Genomic DNA, 19,461 nt, shown 5'->3' on the forward strand with positions numbered 1-19,461 from the left:
GAGAGGGCCTGGAGGGCTGAGAGGACGGCGAGCGCCTGGACGGTCGAGAGGACCGCCGGCTCGGGAGAGGCCGAGAGGGGCGCTGGTCAGGGAGAGGTTGAGAGCGACGTTCGGGAGGGCGGAGACGGGGCGACGGTCTGGGGTGGACTCCTGCCAGGACCGGGCGGGGAGCCCGAGGGGCAGCGTGTGCACGCTCTCGGTCGTGAGGTGGTGCGGGCGGGGGTCGGAGTGCTCTCCTTCCGGTCGGCGGGGATGGCGGGAGGTGTGGAGCCTTGTCCTTCGGCTGGAGCGGGTCGCTGGCGGGGTCGGAGCGTCGTCAACCGGCCGGACTGGGTGGCTGACGGGAGCGACGTTGCCTCCAGGCCGGAGTGAGTGGCCGAGGCGTGAGCGAGTTGCCGAGAGGGTGAATTGCCGACCGGGTGCGGGGACCGAACGGGTGTGGTGGTCGAGGGGGCACTGGGCTGGGGCCGGATGCCACGGGTCGGGGCGGCCTGAGGGTGGATGCCACGGGTTGGGGGCGGCCTGTGGCTGGATGCCACGGGTTGGGCCGGCCTGGGGCTGGAGGGGCACTGGCTGTGCTGGGGCCAGGGCCTTGGGGGGCTGGAGGCTGGCGGTCCTGGACGGTCCTGGATTGACCTGGGCGGTCCTGGGCGGACCTGGATGGTCCTGCGCGGACCTGGGCGGTCCTGGGCGGCCCTGGGCCGGAATGGGGAGGGTGGGGGGAGGGAGGGGAGGGGGCCCCACCAGGTCGGGAGCGGCCAGGGAGAGCGGGGCCGGGCATGGGCCGTACGCTGACCGGGTGACGAACTCGCACGCGGAGAACGCGCAGGACGGCCAGGACCGACCGGACGTACCGAGCACGCCGGACAGTCCGGCCGACCCGCAGGCACCGGACGCCCACGGCGGAGGCCCGGACGACGGTCCGGGCGTCGGCCCGGACCGCGATCGGGTCACGGCGCACGATCAGGCGGCCGACGACGCGGCGACGCAGCGGCTGGCGAAGGCCGTGCTCGCCGCTGAGCAGGCGCTGATCGAGTTCGAGATCGCCGTGGAGACCTTCCGGGTGGAGGTGGAGAACTTCTCCCGGCTGCACCACCAGCGGCTGGGCCCCATGTACGCGCGGCTGGACGAGCTCGATGCGCAGATCGCCGAGGCCATCGCGGCGCGTACGGGCGCACCCGAGGACGTGGCCAAGGCCAAGGAGGCGAGGGCGGCGGTGCTGCCCATGCCCGACGTGGAGGAGCTTTTCCACGGCTGGATCGGTTCGGACGGGCTGTTCCCGGAGGCGCAGGCGATGCTCACCGAGCAGCCGGTGCGGCCGCCGCAGAAGGTGCGGCCCAGCGAGGACGCCCGCAAGGTCTACCGCGACCTGGTGCGCAAGGCGCACCCCGACCTGGCCCGCGACGAGAAGGAACGAGCCCGGCGCGACGAGTTCATCGCCCGGGTCAACACGGCGTACGGCCAGGGCGACGAGGCCGCGCTGCGCGAGCTGGCGCGCGAGTGGGAGGCCGGTCCGGCGCCCGTCGAGCAGCGGCTCAGCGAGAGCGAGGAGCTCTACGCGCGGCTGGAGTGGCTGGCCGAGCGCAAGGAGCTGCTGGCGGCCGTCGCCGCAGAGCTGGAGGACAGCGCGATCGGCGCGATGATCAAGATGGCGCCGCAGGACCCCGACGCCCTGCTCGACGAGATCGCCGAGAAGCTGCTCGCGGATGTCGCGGAACGCGAGGCGTACCTCAACCAGCTGGTCGGGTAGCGTCGGGGACATGCAATCTGGTTCTTTGCCCACGGTTGGTGTCGGTGCTCTCACGTCGGAGGACTTCCTCCTGGATGTGCGGGAGAACGACGAGTGGGAAGCGGGGCACGCCGAGGGCGCCCTGCACATTCCGATGAGTGAATTCGTCGCCCGCTACGGCGAGTTGACCGAGGCGGCGCCCCAGGACGGCAAGGTCTATGTCCTGTGCCGGGTCGGCGGACGTTCGGCGCAGGTGGCGAATTACCTGATTCAGCAGGGCATCGACGCGGTGAACGTCTCCGGCGGCATGCAGGCCTGGGAGGCCACCGGCCGCCCCGTGACGGACGGCAAGGGCGGTTCGGGCACGGTCGTCTGACCGCGATCGGCAAGCGACGAGCGGTGATCGGCAGGCGGCGGGCAGTGGCGCGCCCGCCCGCCCGGTCGGCCGGTCAACGGGGTGGTCGCCTGCCGGGCCGGCCAGATGGGCGGCAGTTGTCGGAGGCCTTCGGACGTCACCGCCCCGCCTTCCTCCCCCGATCCCCCGCCCTGCCCTTCGCTCCCCGGCTGTCTCTCCCCGGTTGTTTCTCCCCGGCCTGACCTGGTCAGCTCAGCGGATGTGCCGCGAGCAGGTTGCCGAGGGCTTCCTCATGGGCTGCGGCGGGGCCCAGGGACAGTTCGAGCTGCTTGGCCCAGGCGTGGTAGCGGTGCAGCGGATAGTCGGTGTCCGCGCCGAAGCCCCCGTGCAGATGCTGGGCGGTCTGTACGACGCGGCGTACGCCCTCGGCCGCCCAGATCTTGGCGACCGCGACATCCCCGGCGGGCGGCAGTGCGCCGGGGGCCCCGGTGGTGATGCGCCAGGCGGCCTGCCAGAGGGTGGCTTCCATCGCGCGCAGGTCGATGAACCGGTCGGCGGTCTGGACGGCGACCGCCTGGAAGGTGGCCACGGGAAACCCGAACTGCTCGCGTGTGCCCGTGTAGTCGCTGGTCATAGCGAGGACTCGCTCACCCAGCCCCAGGGCGAGCGCGCAGGTACCGGTGGTGAGGACGTGGCGCAGCGATTCCCACGCGGCGGGGTCGGTGATCATTTCCCGGGCTCCGATGCGTACGGAATCCAGGCGGACCTCGGCCAGGCGTTCCCCGCTGGTGGAGACCTGATCGTCGAGCGCGATGCCGGGATGGGTGCGGGGGACGAGGGCGAGAACGGCGTGGCCGTCGGGGGCATGGGCGGGGAGCAGGATCCGGTCGGCGATGCCGGCCCAGGGGACGGCGGTCTGGGTGCCGTCGAGGATCCAGTCGGCGCCCTCCTGGCGGGCCTCCACGGAGAGTTCGGCCGGTTCGTGGCCCGTACGGCCGCTGGCGGCAACGGTGACGACCAGGTCGCCGCGGGCCATCTGCGGCAGCACCTCGGCCCGTAGCTCTTCGGTGGCGTACCGCTGGACGGTGAACGCGGCGGAGCTGTTCTCCAGCAGCGGGATCCGCGCGAGGACCTTTGCCGATTCGCGCAGTACGAGGAGGAGCGCGATCGGGTCCAGGCCGGCCCCGCCGTGTTCGGGCGCGATCAGCAGGCTGAGCAGGTCACCCTCGGCGAGCTGGTGCCACAGCGTGCGGTCGAAGTCGTCGGCGACGGCGCCGGGGGTGAGCGCCGGGCTGGGCACGCTATCGGGGGCTACTCCCGAGAAGACGGCCTTCGCCGCCTCTACGGCGGCCTGCTGCTCCTCGGTGAAGGTGAAGTCCACTGGTCTGTCCTCCCACGCGGCCCATCGAGCTGACGAAGCGTCAAGGTAGAACAGGTTGCAGGAATTGGGAATGGCGCCGACGGGGGAATGGTCGCAGAGGGGTGCCGTAGCGGAGGCAGGGCCGGGCGGGGCCGGGCGGGGTGGGACGAGGCGGGGCTAAGGGGGGACGGGGCGGCATTCCGGGCCCGGCTCGGCTGGTGCTACGGCTAGCAGGGGGAGTGGGCCCGGCATCGTACGGGGCCCGGCCTGCCCGCCCCGGGCGGATACAGCCTCGCCACGGATGCCAGAGAGGGGCCCCGTGCCCCGTGGCCCCGCCGGGACCGGTGGTCGGCCGCGGCTCGGTGGCCCACCGCCATCCCGCTGCGGTGATTGACGGTCTCCCACGTCGGCCGACCGGTCCGCTGTGAGGTGGCCGACGTTCTTCGGGCCCGGACGGCCCGGCCCGCCGCGTCGATTGCCGACGACCCGACCGCCCAACGGGCCCGACCGCAGCAGGCCCCACCACCTACCGACTGGGTCTGGCGGCGGCCCTGGCCCAGCTAAGAACCCGGCCGCACCCCGGCCCGCCTACGCCCTGCCCGGACCGCACCCAGGCAGGGGCCTCAGCTAGACCTAAGCCGTAGCCGTAGCCGTAGCCGTAGCCGTAGCCGTAGCCGTAGCCGTAGCCGTAGCCGTAGACAGAGACAGAGACCAAGACCAAGACGGCGACCAAGACGGCGACCAAGACGGCGGCCAAGACGGCGGCCAAGACCGCCCCCCATTGCTCAGCGGTCGAAGTCCACCTCGACCTTTTCGGTGACCGGGTGTGACTGGCAGGCCAGCACGTACCCGGCGTCTACCTCTTCCGCCTCCAGGGCGAAGTTGCGGTCCATCCGTATCTCGCCCGAGACCAGGAAGGCGCGGCAGGTGCCGCACACCCCGCCCTTGCAGGCGTATGGCGCGTCCGCGCGGTTGCGCAGCACCGCCTCCAGCACCGATTCGCCGTCCTGCACCGGCCAGCTGCCGGACCGGCCGTCGAGGGTCGCGGTGACCGTGCTGTGTGCGGGAGTGACGGCCGGGAACGCCGGTGCGGACGTGCCGCCGTTGTCGACGTGGAAGATCTCTTCGTGGATCCGGTCGCGGGGCACCTTCAGGGCCCGCAGCGCCCGCTCGGCTCCCTGGACGAGGCCGTACGGGCCGCACAGGAACCAGCCGTCCACCGACTCGACCGGCAGCAGCGCGGGCAGGAGCGAGCGCAGCCGTTCCTCGTCGAGGCGGCCGGACGGGAGGCCGGCCTGCTGCTCCTCGCGGGAGAGGGTGTGCACCAGCTGGAACCGTTGCGGATAGCGGTCCTTGAGGTCGGCCACCTCCTCCAGGAACATCGCCGAGGCGGCCGTGCGGTCACTGCGGATCAGGCAGAAACGGGCGTCCGGCTGCCGGGCGAGGAGTGTGGAGACGATGGAGAGCACGGGGGTGATCCCGCTGCCGCCGACGATTCCCACGAAGTGGCCGGCCCGCGGCTCCAGGGTGAACCGGCCGGCCGGTGCCATGACCTCGACGGTGTCGCCGGCCAGCAGCTCCTTGAGGGCGTAGGTGGAGAACGCGCCGTCCTCGACCAGGCGGATGCCCACCCGCAGCACCGGCTCGTCGGTGGCCGGGGTGCAGAGGGAGTACGTCCGCCGGATCTCCTGGCCGTCGACGGTCCTGCGCAGCGCGATGTGCTGCCCGGGGATGTGCCGGAAGGTGGCGTGCAGTTCGGGCGGCACGTCGAAGGTGACGGCCACCGCGTCGTCCGTGAGCCGTTCGATCTCCCTGACCCGGAGCGGGTGGAACATCACAACTCCTTGAAATGGTCGAAGGGTTCACGGCAGCTCTCACAGCGGCGCAGCGCCTTGCACGCGGTGGAGGAGAACCGGCTGAGCAGGGTGGTGTCCGTCGATCCGCAGTTCGGGCAGCGGATCGCGAGGTCGACGGCGACCGGTCCGCCGGCCGGGCCGGTGGGGCGCGGCGGGGCGATGCCGAATTCGGCGAGCTTCCGGCGGCCCTCGGCGGTGATGGCGTCGGTGGTCCATGGCGGGCTGAGGACCGTGCGGACCTCGACCTCGGCCATGCCGTGGTCGTGCAGCACCCGCTCGATGTCGGCCGACATCGCCTCGATGGCGGGGCAGCCGGTGTATGTGGGCGTGAGCTGTACCTCGACCCGGTCGGGAGCGGTCAGCCGCACACCGCGCAGCACGCCGAGCTCGGCGAGGCTGATGACCGGCAGCTCGGGGTCGGGAACGGCGCCGGCCAGCGCGCGCAGCTCCTCCTCCAGGGCGGTGGTGGTCACCATGTCGCCCCCGGGTGGCTGCGGTGCAGATGCTGCATCTCGGCGAGCATCCGTCCGAACGGTTCGGTGTGCAGCCCCTGCCGCCCGGCTCCGGCGGTCCAGGCGCCGCGCTGCGGGCCCTCGGGGACGGTGAGGGTGGCGCGGCCCAGGACGGCGGTGATGCGCGTCGTCCATTCGCCGTGCAGGGCGGCCCAGGGGACGTCCAGGCCGTCCACCGGCTCGAAGAGTTCGCCGGTGAAGCGCCAGAGGGAGTCCAGGCCGCGCTGCATCCGGGCGTGGCTCTCGTCGGTGCCGTCACCCAGGCGGAGCGTCCACTGCTGGGCGTGGTCGCGGTGGTAGGAGATCTCCTTGACGGCCTTCGCTGCCAGTGGGGCCAATGCGCTGTCGCCGGTGGCGAGGTGGCCGAACAGCAGCTCCTGGTGGGTGGAGAAGTAGAGCTGGCGGGCGATGGTGTGCGCGAAGTCGCCGTTGGGCTGCTCGACGAGCTGGAGGTTGCGGAACTGCCGTTCCTCGCGCAGATACGCCAGCTCGTCCTCGTCGCCCGCCAGGGAGAGCAGGATGCGGGCCTGGCCGAGCAGGTCCAGCGCGATGTTGGCCAGCGCCACCTCCTCCTCCAGGACCGGGGCGTTGCCCGCCCACTCGCCCAGGCGGTGGGAGAGGATCAGCGCGTCGTCCCCGAGGGCCATGGCCGGGGTGACCGTGACGTTCATCAAAGGTGCTGCACCCCGTCCGGGATTTCGTAGAAGGTCGGGTGGCGGTAGGGCTTGTCGCCGGCCGGTTCGAAGAAGGAGTCCTTCTCGTCCGGGGAGGAGGCGGTGATCTGGGCGGAGGGCACCACCCAGAGGGAGATGCCTTCCGAGCGGCGGGTGTACAGATCGCGGGCGTTGCGCAGCGCCATCTCGGCGTCCGGCGCGTGCAGGCTGCCGGCGTGGGTGTGGGACAGGCCGCGCCGGCTGCGTACGAAGACCTCCCACAGCGGCCAGTCGGTGGTCCGCCCGGCCGTCCCCGCGGAGGCCTCCGTGGGCCGTGGTGTCGTCATCGGGCCGTCGCCTTTCGCTGTGTGGTCCCCTGCGCGGTTGCCTGCTTTTCCGCGTGCGCGGCGGCTGCTTCGCGCACCCAGGCGCCGGCCTCGTGCGCCGCGCGGCGGCGGCTGATGCGCTCGTCGTTGCACGGGCCGTTGCCCTTGAGCACCTCGCGGAACTCGTCCCAGTCGATCGGGCCGGAGTCCCAGTGGCCGCGCTCGTCGTTCCACGTCAGATCGGGGTCCGGGAGGGTGAGTCCGAGGGCTTCGGCCTGGGGCACGCAGATGTCCACGAAGCGCTGGCGCAGCTCGTCGTTGGAGTGGCGCTTGATCTTCCAGGCCATGGACTGAGCGGAGTGCGCCGATTCGTCGTCCGGCGGGCCGAACATCATCAGCGATGGCCACCACCAGCGGTCGACCGCGTCCTGCGCCATGGCGTGCTGGGCCTCGGTGCCGCGGCTGAGCGCCAGCAGGAGTTCGTATCCCTGGCGCTGGTGGAAGGACTCCTCCTTGCACACGCGGACCATGGCGCGGGCGTAGGGGCCGTACGAACAGCGGCACAGCGGGACTTGGTTGGTGATCGCGGCGCCGTCCACCAGCCAGCCGATGGCGCCGACGTCGGCCCAGGTCAGGGTCGGGTAGTTGAAGATCGAGGAGTACTTCTGGCGGCCGGAGTGCAGCTTGTCGAGCAGTTCGTCGCGGCTGGTGCCGAGGGTCTCGGCGGCGCTGTAGAGGTACAGGCCGTGGCCGGCTTCGTCCTGCACCTTGGCCATGAGGATCGCCTTGCGGCGCAGCGAGGGCGCACGGGTGATCCAGTTGGCCTCCGGTTGCATCCCGATGATCTCGGAATGGGCGTGCTGCGCGATCTGCCGCACCAGCGATGAGCGGTAGGCGTCCGGCATCCAGTCCCGCGGTTCGATGCGCTCGTCCGCGGCCACGGTGGCGTCGAAAACGGCCTCCTGGGCCGTTTCTTCCGGCGCGATCGTCGTCATGTGGTGCCCCCTCGCTCCCGACCGACCGATCGTTCGGTTCAATGGTGAGTGGGCGGACGGCGGGTGTCAAGCCTGTGGATAACTCGGGGGAGGGTGTGCCCGGTGGTGCCGCCTAGGTACGGTTCCGTGGCGGAGTCAGCCGAATGGATTCTGGGAACGGGGCGGGAATGCAGTCATACGGGGACGAAACGCGGCCACTGGCCGCGCTCTCGCTGCCCTCGCGGATCGTCATAGGCGTGGCGGCCTGCACCGTCGCCGTGGTCGTCGCGATACATCTGGCCATGATGTTTCTGCACGTCGCACCGCCGAACACGCTCAGCAAACAGCAGCGCGGCCTGATCGGCGATTACGTCTTTCCCGAGTACGAGCAGAACTGGAAGCTGTTCGCACCGAACCCCCTCCAGCAGAACATCGCCGTCCAGGCCCGCGCGCAGCTGCGCAGCCCGAGCGGTGAGACCCGGACCACGGGCTGGACGGGCCTGAGCGCCCGTGACGGGCAGGCCATCCTCCACAACCCGCTTCCCAGCCACACCCAGCAGAATCAGCTGCGCCGCGGCTGGGAGTTCTTCGTCAACTCGCACGACGCGCAGAACCGCGCCGTCGGCGTGCGCGGCGAGCTGTCCGATCGCTACATCCGGCGCATCGTGACCGGCCGGCTGAGCGGCGAGTGGGCCAAGGACGGCGACCGCGTGGACCGCATCCAGGTCCGCTCGATGACGACGGCTGTCCGCCCGCCGTCGTGGAGCCCGGAGAAGATCAGCACCAAGCCCGCGTACCGCGTACTGCCCTGGTGGCCGGTCACCGCAGACGACCTGCCCAAGGGGGCGACGAACCAGTGACGTCACCGACGCCGCAGCGGCCCGACGTGCCACAGCAGGCCCACTCCTCCGAGAGCCGGTCCTCCTCCGGAAGCCCCACCCCTGCCGAGAGCCCGGCGCCCTACCAGGAGACCCGGATCGAGCGCGCCATCGGGCGCGGCTTCGCGCGCGCCACCAGCCGGGCGATGGCGCCGTACCAGACCGCCGTGATCCGGATCGGCTTCTCCGCCACCTGGCTGCTGTTCCTGCTGCGGGAATGGCCCCACCGCAGGGCCCTCTACGGGCCCGACGGTGCCTGGAGCCTGGACATGGCCCGCCAACTCCTCGACGGCAACCACGCGTTGACCGTGCTGCCGTGGTCGGACGGCAACGGCTGGTTCGAATGCGTCTACCTGCTGGCCATCGTCTCCGCCGCGCTGCTGATGCTGGGCTGGCGCACCCGCACGATGTCGGTGCTCTTCATGGTGGGCGTGCTCTCGCTGCAGAACCGCAGCGTCTTCATCGGGGACGGCGGCGACAACGTCATCCACCTGATGTCGATGTATCTCGTGCTGACCCGGTGCGGGCAGGTGTGGTCGCTGGACGCGCGCCGCGCGAAGCGGGCCTCGGCCGCCGCGGCGCCGGACGCGCAGGCCGAGGGCGATGCCGAGCGTGCCGCCGCGACCGCCCCCAAGGCCCCCGACCGTGACCTGCCCGGCGTCATTCTGTGGGCCGTGCTCGGCCTCGGGCTGGCCATCGCCCAGCTGCGCGGCAGCTACGGCCTCACGTGGTTCGGCGACGGACCGTTCCCGCACATCGGCTGGAGCCTGACGTTCTGGGGCCTATGGGCGGCGCACGGCCTGTGGTGGGCGGCGCGCCGGTACGCACCGGGAGAGCCGCGGACGGTCCTGGACACCCTCGCCAAGCTGGCGCACAACGGCGCACTGCTGGTGATCATGGTCGAGGTCTGTCTGATCTACGCCACCGCCGGCTGGTACAAGATCCAGGGCTCGCGCTGGCAGGACGGCACCGCGGTCTTCTACCCGATGCATCTGGACTACTTCTCCCCCTGGCCGGAGCTGTCCCAGCTGATGGGCAGCAACGGGCTGATCGTCATGCTGGTGACCTACGGAACGGTGATCGTGCAGGTCGCCTTCCCCTTCACCCTCTTCAACCGGCGGCTGAAGAACGTGCTGCTGGTCGCGATGATCTGCGAACACCTCTCGATCGCGTTCCTGCTCGGGCTGCCGTTCTTCTCGCTCGCGATGATCGCGGCCGACGCGGTCTTCCTGCCGACGAACTTCCTGATCTGGCTCTCGGCGCGGGCATCCGGGCTGCGCGGCCGGCTCTTGTCGCGCGGTGGTTCCGCGGGTCCGGCCGACGGACCGGGCGGTGGTGAACCGGAGGCCCGTACGCAGGGCGGTGGCGGGGGCCATACGCTCGTGGGGTGAGCAGCGAGAACACCGCCCCGGGCGGCGAGCGGACCGCCCCCGGGGACGAGAACACCATGCCCGGCGGGGGCCCCGACGTCCCCGCCGGCGCGCAGCCGGACGCAGCGGAGCCGGCGCAGTACGACGAGGGCTTCGGCCCCAAGGTCGGCGTCGGTCCGCATCCCGAGCCCTGGCCTCAGGGCGACCGCTACGACCCCGAGCTGCTCGCGCACGGTGACCGGCGCAATGTCGTCGACCACTACCGCTACTGGACGCGCGAGGCGATCGTCGCCGATCTCGACACCCGACGGCACGACTTCCATGTCGCCGTCGAGAACTGGGGCCACGACTTCAACATCGGCTCGGTGGTACGGACTGCGAACGCGTTCCTGGCCAAGGAGATCCATATCGTCGGGCAGCGCCGCTGGAACCGCCGTGGCGCGATGGTGACCGACCGCTATCAGCACGTCCGCCACCACCCGGACACCGAGGACCTCACCGCCTGGGCGGCAGCCGAGGACCTGCCGATCATCGGGATCGACAACCTCCCCGGAGCCGTCCCCCTGGAGACGACGGAACTGCCGCGCCGCTGTGTGCTGCTGTTCGGCCAGGAGGGGCCGGGGCTGACCGAGGAGGCGCGTCGCCATGCCTCGTTGGTGTGCTCGATCGCGCAGTTCGGCTCGACGCGGTCGATCAACGCGGGCGCCGCGGCGGCCATCGCGATGCACGCCTGGATCGGCCGCCATGCGCACATCGAGGCGCCCGGCGCTCCCTGAGGCCGGTGCCTGAGAATCTGGGCCTGACGTTCTGGGACCTGGGTTCGGGACCTGAGCTGAAGGAGCGGAGCGGCGGGACCCCGGGCGCACCCGGAGTCCCGCCGCGCCGCACGCCTCACGCCTGGCGGCGTACCTCCACCGTGCGGAAGCGGTTCGCCACGAACGCGCCGTCGCACAGCGCCGCGTTGGCCGCGGGGTTGCCGCCGGAGCCGTGGAAATCGGAGAAGGCCGCGGTCTGGTTCACATAGACCCCGCCGGTCAGATTCATCGACAGCTGGGCGCACTCGGCCAGGCAGGCGTCCTCGATCAGGCGCTCCACCTCGGCGGAGGTGGAGTACCCGCCGACGGTCATGGCGCCCTTGTCGCGGACCGTACGGCGCAGCAGCTCCACCGCGTCGGCCGAGGAGTCGACGGCCACCGCGAAGGACACCGGGCCGAAGCACTCCGACAGATAGGCCGCCTCGTCCTCCGGTTTCGCGCCGTCCAGCTTGACGATCACCGGCGTACGGACCGTGGCCCCGGGGAACTCGGGGTTGGCGACCTCGCGGGACGCCAACGCCACCTCCCCGATCCCGGAAGCGGCCTCGATCCGCTCCTTGACCTGTGGGTTGACGATCGCGCCCAGCAGGGCGTTGGCCCGCGCGTCATCGCCCAGCAGTCCGCTGACCGCGCCCGCCAGATCGCTGACCACCTCGTCGTACGACTTCGGGCCGGCGTCCGTGTCGATGCCGCCGCGCGGGATCAGCAGATTCTGCGGTGTGGTGCACATCTGACCGCTGTAGACCGACAGCGAGAAGGCGAGGTTGCTGAGCATGCCCTTGTAGTTGTCCGTCGAGTCGATGACGACGGTGTTGACGCCGGCCTTCTCGGTGAAGACCTGCGCCTGCCGGGCGTGCGTCTCCAGCCAGTCGCCGAAGGCGGTCGAGCCGGTGTAGTCGATGATGCGGACCTCGGGGCGGACGGCCAGCGTCTTGGCGAGGCCCTCGCCCGGCTTGTCCACGGCCAGGCACACCAGGTCGGCCGGGAAACCGGCCTCGGTGAGCACCTCGCGCGCGACCTCGACCGTCAGCGCCAGCGGCAGCACCGCCCGCGGGTGCGGCTTGACCAGGACCGGATTGCCGGTGGCCAGCGAGGCGAAGAGGCCCGGATAGCCGTTCCACGTCGGGAAGGTGTTGCAGCCGATCATCAGGGCGACGCCGCGCGGCACGGCGGTGAAGCTCTTGGTCAGCTCCAGCGGGTCGCGCTTGCCCTGCGGCTTCGACCAGGGGGCCTGCCCGGGGATGCGGGCCTGCTCGGCGTACGCATACGCCACCGCCTCCAGGCCGCGGTCCTGGGCGTGCGGGCCGCCCGCCTGGAACGCCATCATGAAGGCCTGGCCGCTGGTGTGCATCACGGCCTGGGCGAACTCATGGGTACGCGCGCTGATCCGGGCCAGGATCTCCAGGCACACCGCCGCCCGCGCCTCGGGACCGGCCGCCCGCCAGGCGGGGATGGTGGCACCCATGGCGGGCAGCAGCACGTCCACATCCGGATGCGGATAGCTGATGCCCAACTCCGGGCCGTAGGGCGACACTTCCTCGCCGGTCCAGTCGTCCGTGCCCGGCTGGTCGAGCGGGAAGCGCTTGCCGCGCCGCGCCTCGAAGGCGGCCACGCCGTCGGGAGCGGCACTCTCGCCGTACGCCTTCGGGTGCTCCGGGTGCGGGGACCAATAGGCGCGGGTGCGGATCGTCTCCAGCGCCTGATCGAGGGTCGGGCGGTGCTTCTCGACCAACTGCGCTGCGGTCATTTCGGCGGCCATCGATGACCAACTCCTCGTCGAGCCGGGCGGAGAGCGGATGTCGGATGCGGGTGCGGATGAGAGCGGAGAAGGGGCTGAGGGAAGGGGCGCGGGCTGGGAAGGAAAGGGGCAACGGAGTTAGAGTAACCGAACGATCGGTCGGGGCAAGAGGGTCCGGCGAACCTGTGGACAAGTCGGTCGGGGAGGATCAGTCGGCATGACGGCAATCGAGACCAGCAGCACCGTGGCAGTGGTGGGCACCGGCACCATGGGGCAGGGAATCGCGCAGGTGGCGCTGGTCGCCGGCCACCGCGTGCGCCTCTACGACGCCGCTCCCGGGCGGGCCGAAGAGGCCGCCGCGGCCATCGTGCGACGGCTGGATCGGCTCGTCGAAAAAGGCCGGATAGCGGCGCCCGAGCGGGACGCCGCCCGCGTCCGCCTCTCCCCCGCCGCCACGCTCGCCGACCTCGCCGACGCCGCCCTGGTCATCGAGGCGATCCTGGAACAACTCCCCGCCAAGCAGGAGCTCTTCACCGCCCTGGAGCGCGTCGTCGGAGCCGACTGCCTGCTGGCCACCAACACCTCCTCCCTCTCCGTGACCGCCGTCGCGGGCCCGCTGCGTCACCCCGGCCGCTGTGTGGGCATGCACTTCTTCAACCCCGCGCCGCTGCTCCCCCTGGTCGAGGTCGTCAGTGGCTTCGCCACCGAGGAGGCCACCGCCCGCACCGCGTACGGGACGGCGGAAGCCTGGGGCAAGACGCCGGTGCGCTGCGCGGACACCCCAGGTTTCCTCGTCAACCGCATCGCCCGCCCCTATTACGCCGAGGCACTGCGCGCCCATGAGGAGCGGGTTGCGGATCCGGCCACCATCGATGCCGTGCTGCGCGAGGGCTCCGGGTTCAAGATGGGGCCCTTCGAACTGACCGACCTCATCGGCCAGGACGTGAACGAAGCCGTCACCCACTCCGTGTGGCAGGCCTTTTTCCAGGATCCGAAGTTCACCCCCTCCCTGGCGCAGCGGCGGCTGGTGGAGTCGGGGCTGCACGGCCGCAAGTCCGGGCGCGGCTGGTTCGACTACTCCGAGGGCGCCGAGCGGCCGCTGCCGCACACCGCCGCGCCCTGCCCGGCGCCGGAGGCCGTCGGCATCCAGGACGCGCTCGCCGGCCCCTCCCGGGTGCTGTGCGAGCTGATCGGGGAAGCCGGCATCAAGATCACCGACGAGCGCACGCCGGGGGAGTCCGAGGGCTTCATCCGGCTCCCCGGTGGGGCGCGTCTGGCCATGACCAACGGCCGTCCGGCGACGAGCGACGCCGCCGGCAGGTACCTCCGCTTCGATCTGTCGCTCGACTACCGTGCCGCGACCCGGATCGCCCTCACCGCCTCCCGGGCCGCGTCCGAGGCGGACGTCGCGGAGGCCGTCGGACTCTTCCAGGCGCTCGGCAAACAGGTCAGCCTGATCCGCGACGCACCGGGCATGATCGTCGCCCGTACGGTCGCGATGATCGTGGACTTCGCCGTCGACGCCGCGGAGCGGGAGGTGGCCACCCCCGAGGACATCGACACCGCGATGCGGCTGGGGGTGAATTACCCCGGCGGCCCGATGGAGTGGGCCGACCGGCTCGGCGCCCGGTGGGTGCGGGATCTGCTGGATTCCCTGCACCACCGGATGGCCGGCGGGCGTTACGCGCCGTCCTGGGCTCTGAGGCACCGTGCGGACCTCCAGGAACAGGTGCTCTAATCATGACCATGGCCAAGCGCGACACCTACACGCCCGATTCGCTGCTCGCGGTCGCCGTCGAGGTGTTCATCGAGCGCGGGTACGACGGCACCTCCATGGAGCATCTCTCCAAGGCGGCCGGGATCTCCAAGTCCTCGATCTACCACCACGTGCGCAGCAAGGAAGAGCTGCTGCGCCGCGCGATAAGCCGTGCCCTGGACGGGTTGTTCGGCGTCCTGGACGAGCCGGGCGCGGTCGAGGGGCGGGCGATCGAGCGGCTGGAGTACGTCACCCGGCGCGAGGCCGAGGTGCTGATGGACGAGCTGCCGTATGTGACGCTGCTGCTGCGGGTGCGCGGGAACACGGACACCGAGCGGTGGGCCATGGAGCGCCGGCGCGAGTTCGACCAGCGGGTCTCCGACCTGCTCAAGCGGTCCGCGGCCGACGGCGACCTGCGGGCCGATGTCGACATCCGGCTGGCCACCCGGCTGCTCTTCGGAATGATCAACTCGATCGTCGAGTGGTACCGCCCCGGCCGCGGTGGCGCGGCCAGCCGCGACGAAGTGGCCGAGGCCGTGGTGCGTACGGCGTTCGCGGGCCTGCGCAAGACCTGACCCGGGGCGCGGAGGGCCTCCCGCGTACGGCTGCCGCTACAGCTGCTCCGGCCCGAGATCGGTCTCCTCGAAGACCAGCAGGGTGCGGGTGCTGAGCACTTCCGGGATCGACTGGATACGGGTGAGGACCAGCTCCCGCAGCTCGCGGTTGTCCTTGGTGTGCACCAGCAGCAGCACGTCGAAATCGCCGCTGACCAGCGCGATGTGGGTGGCTCCCGGGAGCGCGGTGAGCTGCTGCCGCACGGTCCGCCAGGAGTTCTGCACGATCTTCAGGGTGATATACGCCGAGGCGCCCTGACCTGCGCGTTCCTGATCCACCCGGGCGCTGAAGCCGCGTATGACGCCGTCGTCCAGCAGCCGGTTGATGCGGGCGTAGGCATTGGCGCGCGAGACGTGCACCCGTTCGGCGACGGAGCGTATCGAGGCGCGCCCGTCGGTCTGCAGCATGCGCAGGATCGAGCGGTCGATGGTGTCCAGCGGGCGCGCGGTCGGCAGCTGCGCCTCGGAGGCCGGCGGCGACCCGCCGGGATTGGCCATCTGTTCGTCCGGCATATGGTCCCGCCTCCCCGTTGTGGACACCCTGACTTCATCTGAAGCTGTGGAGAACCGTTTGTCCACAGGCTGAACCCGCCTGTAGCCAAATTGCCTCGGCGACCGAACAATCGGTAGGGAAGGGCTTACCCGCCCCGGCCATGTCCATCCTGCCCATCCGCGCCCGCCCCACCACCCCTATGAGGCGCTCCCGCGCCACCCCTTCGATTCGAGGAGGTGCTCGTCATGACGGTCCTTGAGCAGCCCGGCAGCAGCAGGAACAAGAGCGGCCTGCCCGGCCCCCCGCCCGCGTGGCGGCCGCGCGTCGATCCGGCGCCCCTCCTGCCCGATCCGGAGCCGTACCGCCTCCTGGGGACGGATGCCGCCCGCCGCATCGACCCGGATCTGCTGACCCGGCTGTACGCCCAGCTGGTGCGCGGCCGCCGCTTCAACGCCCAGGCCACGGCCCTCACCCGGCAGGGCCGGCTCGCGGTCTACCCGTCCTCCACCGGACAGGAGGCGAGCGAGGTCGCCGCCGCGCTGGCCCTGGAGGACCGCGACTGGCTCTTCCCCAGCTATCGCGACACCCTCGCCGCAGTGGCGCGCGGCCTCGATCCCGTGCAGGCGCTGACCCTCCTGAGGGGCGACTGGCACACCGGATACGACCCGCACGAGCACCGCATCGCCCCGTTGTGCACTCCGCTCGCCACCCAGCTGCCGCATGCGGTGGGCCTGGCGCACGCCGCCCGCCTCAAGGGCGACGACGTGGTGGCCCTGGCGATGGTCGGCGACGGCGGCACCAGCGAGGGAGACTTCCACGAGGCGCTGAATTTCGCCGCCGTCTGGCAGGCGCCGGTGGTCTTCCTGGTGCAGAACAACGGCTTCGCGATCTCCGTCCCGCTCGCCAAGCAGTCGGCCGCCCCGTCACTCGCCCACAAGGCGGTCGGTTACGGCATGCCGGGCCGCCTGGTGGACGGCAATGACGCACCCGCGATGCACGAGGTCCTCACCGAAGCCGTGCAGCGGGCCCGCAGGGGCGGCGGCCCCACCCTGATCGAGGCCGTCACCTACCGCGTCGAGGCCCACACCAACGCCGACGACGCCACCCGCTACCGCGCCGATTCCGAGGTCGAGACCTGGCGGGCGCACGACCCGATAGTTCTCCTGGAGCGCGAACTGGCCTCCCGCGACCTGCTCTCCGACGCGTTCGTCAGCACCACCCGGGACGGCGCCGAGGAGCTGGCGGCCGACCTGCGGGAGCGGATGAACGCCGAGCCGCAGCTGGACCCGATGGACCTGTTCACCCACGTATACGCCGACCGGACCGGTCAACTCCGTGAGCAAGCAGCGCAGTTGCGTGCTGAACTGGACGCCGAAGCCGCCGGCCACGCCGAATCCGCCGGCAACACCGAAGAGACCGCCGCAGCGGAGACCACCCGGGGGGCCCGACCATGACCACCACCGCTCCCGCCACTGCGCGGAAGCCCGCCACCATGGCGCAGGCGCTGACACGCGCGCTGCACGACGCCCTGGCCGAGGACCCGTCCGTCCATGTCATGGGCGAGGACGTCGGCGCCCTGGGCGGCGTCTTCCGGGTCACCGACGGGCTGGCCAAGGAATTCGGCGAGGACCGCTGCACCGACACCCCGCTCGCCGAGGCCGGCATCCTCGGCACCGCGGTCGGCATGGCCATGTACGGTCTGCGGCCGGTCGTCGAGATGCAGTTCGACGCGTTCGCCTACCCGGCGTTCGAGCAGCTGATCAGCCATGTCGCGCGGATGCGCAACCGCACCCGCGGTGCCGTCCCGATGCCGCTGACCATCCGCATCCCGTACGGCGGCGGTATCGGCGGGGTCGAGCACCACAGCGACTCCTCCGAGGCGTACTACCTCGCCACGCCCGGCCTCCAGGTCGTCACCCCGGCAACCGTCGAGGACGCGTACGGACTGCTGCGTGCCGCCATCGCCTCCGACGACCCGGTCGTCTTCCTCGAACCCAAGCGCCTGTACTGGTCCAAGGCCGACTGGTCGCCCGACGCGCCCACACCGGTCGCCCCGATAGGCCGCGCCGAGATCCGGCGCCGCGGCACCAGCGCCACGCTGATCACCTACGGGCCGTCCCTGCCCGTCTGCATGGAGGCCGCCGAAGCGGCCCGCGCAGAGGGCTGGGACCTGGAAGTTCTCGACCTGCGGTCGCTGGTGCCGTTCGACGACGAGACGGTCTGCGCGTCCGTGCGGCGTACGGGCCGGGCGGTGGTCGTCCACGAGTCCACCGGGTTCGGCGGCCCCGGTGGCGAGATCGCCGCACGGATCACGGAGCGGTGCTTCCACCACCTGGAGGCGCCGGTGCTGCGCGTCGCCGGCTTCGACATCCCGTATCCGCCGCCGATGCTGGAGCGGCACCACCTCCCGGGCGTGGACCGGATTCTGGACACTGTCGCCCGCCTCCAGTGGGAGTCGGACTGGACCGAGGGACGTGGTGTGTGATGGCCGTGGTCCGCGAATTCACCCTGCCCGACCTGGGGGAGGGCCTCACCGAGGCGACGATCGTGCACTGGATGGTCGAGGTCGGTGAGGTGGTGGCCATCGACCAGCCGGTGGTGGAGGTCGAGACGGCCAAGGCCATGGTGGAGGTGCCCTGCCCCTACGGAGGCGTGGTGACCGCCCGCTTCGGCAAGGAAGGCGCCGAGGTCCCGGTGGGCGCACCGCTGGTGACGGTCGCGGTGGGCGCGGCACCGGAGGACCTGGCCGACGCGGAGGTGGACGGTTCGGGCGGCGTCGGTCGTGCCGGTGCCGAGGCCGGGCCGCACGCCGGGGCGGCCGCTGCGGTGGGCGCGGACGACGCGGGTGACGCGGACGGGCCGGACGCCGGTTCGGGGAATGTGCTGGTCGGCTACGGGACGAGTGCCTCGGCGGCGCGCCGGCGCAGGATCCGTCCGGGCAGCGGCCCCGGGCACGGCCCCGGAAATGGCCCCGGGAAGGGCACGCCGAACGGTCCCGAGGGCGGTCAGGCGAACGGCCCCGGAGACGCCCCCGCGACCGTGCCGGGGGTGCCGCGGCCACCTGAGCCCGCGGAGAGCGCCGGCACGGGCCATGCGGTCGCCGTGATCTCCCCGCTGGTGCGTCGGATGGCGCGGGAGAACGGCCTGGACCTGCGCGAGTTGACGGGTTCCGGGCGGGACGGGCTGATCCTCCGTACGGACGTCGAGCGGGCTCTGCGGGAACGCGGGGCGGCGCCGGCGGCTGCCGAGCAGGCGGGCGGCGCCGTCGGGCCCGCCACCGCCGTCGGTGCCGGAGCCGGAGCCGGTGGGACGGTTCCTTCCGTCACGGCGGCCGTGACGGAAGAGGAGCGCATACCGCTGCGGGGGATGCGGGGCGCCGCCGCCGAGAAGTTCACCCGCAGCCGTCGCGAGATCCCCGACGCGACCTGCTGGGTGGACGCCGACGCGACCGAACTCCTCGCCGCCCGCAGGGCGATGAACGTCCCCGGTGCGCCCAAGGTGTCGCTGTTCGCGCTCCTGGCCAGGATCTCCACGGCCGCGCTCGCACGGTTCCCGGAGCTCAACGCCACCGTCGACACCGAGTCCCAGGAGATCGTCCGGCTGCCGGCCGTCCATCTGGGCTTCGCGGCGCAGACGGAGCGCGGCCTGGTGGTGCCGGTGCTGCGGGACGCGCAGGCCCTGACGGTCGAGCAGCTGTCCGCCGAGATCGCCCGGCTCACCGAAACCGCCCGTTCCGGCGGGCTGTCCCTGGCCGAGATGACGCACGGCACCTTCACCCTGAACAACTACGGCGTCTTCGGGGTCGACGGTTCCACGCCGATCCTCAACCACCCCGAGGCCGCGATGCTCGGAGTCGGACGGATAGCCGCCAAGCCCTGGGTGCACAACGGCGAGTTGGCCGTCCGGCAGGTCGTCCAGCTGTCGTTCACCTTCGACCACCGGGTGTGCGACGGCGGTACGGCGGGCGGCTTCCTGCGGTACGTGGCCGACTGCGTGGAACAGCCGGCGGTGTTGCTGCGGGGGCTGTGAGGT

Annotated in this window: 18 protein-coding genes; 10 read left to right on the forward strand and 8 right to left on the reverse strand. The window is 71.6% G+C overall.

Annotated elements, in window-relative coordinates; translation table 11 throughout:
• Positions 1–799 precede the first annotated feature (799 nt).
• Together ACIRQ7_RS18670 and ACIRQ7_RS18675 are read left to right on the forward strand one after the other, a co-directional pair.
• The gene (locus ACIRQ7_RS18670) at positions 800–1,750 is read left to right on the forward strand and encodes a hypothetical protein (protein ID WP_404263601.1); all 951 of its coding nucleotides are present in this window, start codon (positions 800–802) and stop codon (positions 1,748–1,750) included.
• A gap of 25 nt (positions 1,751–1,775) precedes the next feature.
• Positions 1,776–2,105 carry a rhodanese-like domain-containing protein gene (locus ACIRQ7_RS18675; protein WP_401464238.1) on the forward strand — a complete coding sequence of 110 codons (330 nt, stop codon included), beginning with the start codon at positions 1,776–1,778 and terminating at the stop codon, positions 2,103–2,105.
• A 226-nt stretch (positions 2,106–2,331) separates the two neighbouring features.
• Here the strand turns inward: ACIRQ7_RS18675 and ACIRQ7_RS18680 are convergent, their stop codons facing one another.
• From ACIRQ7_RS18680 to paaA, 6 genes are all read right to left on the reverse strand, one after another.
• The gene (locus tag ACIRQ7_RS18680) at positions 2,332–3,465 is read right to left on the reverse strand and encodes an acyl-CoA dehydrogenase family protein (protein WP_404263603.1); all 1,134 of its coding nucleotides are present in this window, start codon (positions 3,463–3,465) and stop codon (positions 2,332–2,334) included.
• A 764-nt stretch (positions 3,466–4,229) separates the two neighbouring features.
• On the reverse strand, positions 4,230–5,279 hold the full coding sequence (paaE, locus tag ACIRQ7_RS18685; RefSeq protein ID WP_404263605.1) for a 1,2-phenylacetyl-CoA epoxidase subunit PaaE: 1,050 nt from the start codon (positions 5,277–5,279) through the stop codon (positions 4,230–4,232).
• A complete protein-coding gene (gene paaD / locus ACIRQ7_RS18690; RefSeq protein WP_404263607.1) occupies positions 5,279–5,776 on the reverse strand; it encodes a 1,2-phenylacetyl-CoA epoxidase subunit PaaD in 498 nt (165 codons plus the stop codon). The genes paaE and paaD overlap by 1 nt, the downstream gene beginning before the upstream one ends.
• Complete coding sequence (gene paaC, locus ACIRQ7_RS18695; protein ID WP_404263609.1) at positions 5,770–6,483, reverse strand: 1,2-phenylacetyl-CoA epoxidase subunit PaaC; 714 nt, start codon at positions 6,481–6,483, stop codon at positions 5,770–5,772. The genes paaD and paaC overlap by 7 nt, the downstream gene beginning before the upstream one ends.
• On the reverse strand, positions 6,483–6,812 hold the full coding sequence (gene paaB / locus ACIRQ7_RS18700; protein ID WP_401464229.1) for a 1,2-phenylacetyl-CoA epoxidase subunit PaaB: 330 nt from the start codon (positions 6,810–6,812) through the stop codon (positions 6,483–6,485). Before paaB ends, paaC begins: the two co-directional genes overlap by 1 nt.
• Positions 6,809–7,786, reverse strand: a complete 978-nt coding sequence (gene paaA / locus ACIRQ7_RS18705; protein WP_404263611.1) for a 1,2-phenylacetyl-CoA epoxidase subunit PaaA — start codon at positions 7,784–7,786, stop codon at positions 6,809–6,811. The genes paaB and paaA overlap by 4 nt, the downstream gene beginning before the upstream one ends.
• 167 nt (positions 7,787–7,953) lie before the next feature.
• On the opposite strand from paaA, the gene ACIRQ7_RS18710 reads away from it, so the two are divergent.
• The 3 genes from ACIRQ7_RS18710 to ACIRQ7_RS18720 are packed head-to-tail and all read left to right on the forward strand — an operon-like array spanning position 7,954 to position 10,789.
• On the forward strand, positions 7,954–8,625 hold the full coding sequence (locus ACIRQ7_RS18710; RefSeq protein ID WP_403674453.1) for a DUF5819 family protein: 672 nt from the start codon (positions 7,954–7,956) through the stop codon (positions 8,623–8,625).
• Positions 8,622–10,034 carry an HTTM domain-containing protein gene (locus ACIRQ7_RS18715; RefSeq protein WP_404263614.1) on the forward strand — a complete coding sequence of 471 codons (1,413 nt, stop codon included), beginning with the start codon at positions 8,622–8,624 and terminating at the stop codon, positions 10,032–10,034. Before ACIRQ7_RS18710 ends, ACIRQ7_RS18715 begins: the two co-directional genes overlap by 4 nt.
• Positions 10,035–10,090: 56 nt before the next feature.
• A complete protein-coding gene (locus ACIRQ7_RS18720; protein WP_404263923.1) occupies positions 10,091–10,789 on the forward strand; it encodes a TrmH family RNA methyltransferase in 699 nt (232 codons plus the stop codon).
• 115 nt (positions 10,790–10,904) lie between these two features.
• Here ACIRQ7_RS18720 and paaN read toward each other — a convergent pair whose 3' ends face one another.
• Positions 10,905–12,587 (reverse strand): phenylacetic acid degradation protein PaaN, encoded by a 1,683-nt coding sequence (gene paaN, locus ACIRQ7_RS18725; protein WP_404263616.1) that lies wholly within the window; start codon positions 12,585–12,587, stop codon positions 10,905–10,907.
• A gap of 196 nt (positions 12,588–12,783) precedes the next feature.
• Between paaN and ACIRQ7_RS18730 the strand changes: the two genes are divergently transcribed.
• A complete protein-coding gene (locus tag ACIRQ7_RS18730) occupies positions 12,784–14,304 on the forward strand; it encodes a 3-hydroxyacyl-CoA dehydrogenase (protein ID WP_404263618.1) in 1,521 nt (506 codons plus the stop codon).
• 2 nt (positions 14,305–14,306) lie between these two features.
• Positions 14,307–14,897 carry a TetR/AcrR family transcriptional regulator gene (locus ACIRQ7_RS18735; protein ID WP_401464215.1) on the forward strand — a complete coding sequence of 197 codons (591 nt, stop codon included), beginning with the start codon at positions 14,307–14,309 and terminating at the stop codon, positions 14,895–14,897.
• Positions 14,898–14,933: 36 nt separating this feature from the next.
• On the opposite strand, the gene ACIRQ7_RS18740 is transcribed toward ACIRQ7_RS18735, so the two are convergent.
• Positions 14,934–15,449, reverse strand: coding sequence for an Lrp/AsnC family transcriptional regulator (locus ACIRQ7_RS18740; protein ID WP_401464213.1), 516 nt, complete (start codon positions 15,447–15,449; stop codon positions 14,934–14,936).
• A 225-nt stretch (positions 15,450–15,674) separates the two neighbouring features.
• On the opposite strand from ACIRQ7_RS18740, the gene pdhA reads away from it, so the two are divergent.
• From pdhA to ACIRQ7_RS18755, 3 genes are read left to right on the forward strand one after another with little or no spacing between them, the layout of a single operon-like run.
• On the forward strand, positions 15,675–16,883 hold the full coding sequence (gene pdhA, locus ACIRQ7_RS18745) for a pyruvate dehydrogenase (acetyl-transferring) E1 component subunit alpha (protein WP_404263621.1): 1,209 nt from the start codon (positions 15,675–15,677) through the stop codon (positions 16,881–16,883).
• Positions 16,880–17,914: an alpha-ketoacid dehydrogenase subunit beta gene (locus ACIRQ7_RS18750; protein ID WP_404263623.1), complete on the forward strand. Its 1,035-nt coding sequence runs from the start codon at positions 16,880–16,882 to the stop codon at positions 17,912–17,914. Before pdhA ends, ACIRQ7_RS18750 begins: the two co-directional genes overlap by 4 nt.
• A complete protein-coding gene (locus ACIRQ7_RS18755) occupies positions 17,914–19,458 on the forward strand; it encodes a dihydrolipoamide acetyltransferase family protein (protein ID WP_404263625.1) in 1,545 nt (514 codons plus the stop codon). The genes ACIRQ7_RS18750 and ACIRQ7_RS18755 overlap by 1 nt, the downstream gene beginning before the upstream one ends.
• Positions 19,459–19,461: the final 3 nt, after the last annotated feature.

The sequence above is a fragment of the Streptomyces sp. NPDC101393 genome (assembly GCF_044767385.1).
Classification (GTDB): Bacteria; Actinomycetota; Actinomycetes; order Streptomycetales; family Streptomycetaceae; genus Streptomyces.

Coding starts and splice junctions, on each gene's coding strand:
- ACIRQ7_RS18720 (WP_404263923.1), top strand. CDS start 10,091: ATGCCCGGCGGGGGCCCCGACGTCCCCGCCGGCGCGCAGCCGGACGCA.
- paaE (WP_404263605.1), bottom strand. CDS start 5,279: ATGTTCCACCCGCTCCGGGTCAGGGAGATCGAACGGCTCACGGACGAC.
- paaN (WP_404263616.1), bottom strand. CDS start 12,587: ATGGCCGCCGAAATGACCGCAGCGCAGTTGGTCGAGAAGCACCGCCCG.
- ACIRQ7_RS18710 (WP_403674453.1), top strand. CDS start 7,954: ATGCAGTCATACGGGGACGAAACGCGGCCACTGGCCGCGCTCTCGCTG.
- ACIRQ7_RS18755 (WP_404263625.1), top strand. CDS start 17,914: ATGGCCGTGGTCCGCGAATTCACCCTGCCCGACCTGGGGGAGGGCCTC.
- ACIRQ7_RS18740 (WP_401464213.1), bottom strand. CDS start 15,449: ATGCCGGACGAACAGATGGCCAATCCCGGCGGGTCGCCGCCGGCCTCC.
- ACIRQ7_RS18730 (WP_404263618.1), top strand. CDS start 12,784: ATGACGGCAATCGAGACCAGCAGCACCGTGGCAGTGGTGGGCACCGGC.
- paaB (WP_401464229.1), bottom strand. CDS start 6,812: ATGACGACACCACGGCCCACGGAGGCCTCCGCGGGGACGGCCGGGCGG.
- paaC (WP_404263609.1), bottom strand. CDS start 6,483: ATGAACGTCACGGTCACCCCGGCCATGGCCCTCGGGGACGACGCGCTG.
- paaD (WP_404263607.1), bottom strand. CDS start 5,776: ATGGTGACCACCACCGCCCTGGAGGAGGAGCTGCGCGCGCTGGCCGGC.
- paaA (WP_404263611.1), bottom strand. CDS start 7,786: ATGACGACGATCGCGCCGGAAGAAACGGCCCAGGAGGCCGTTTTCGAC.
- ACIRQ7_RS18735 (WP_401464215.1), top strand. CDS start 14,307: ATGACCATGGCCAAGCGCGACACCTACACGCCCGATTCGCTGCTCGCG.
- ACIRQ7_RS18750 (WP_404263623.1), top strand. CDS start 16,880: ATGACCACCACCGCTCCCGCCACTGCGCGGAAGCCCGCCACCATGGCG.
- pdhA (WP_404263621.1), top strand. CDS start 15,675: ATGACGGTCCTTGAGCAGCCCGGCAGCAGCAGGAACAAGAGCGGCCTG.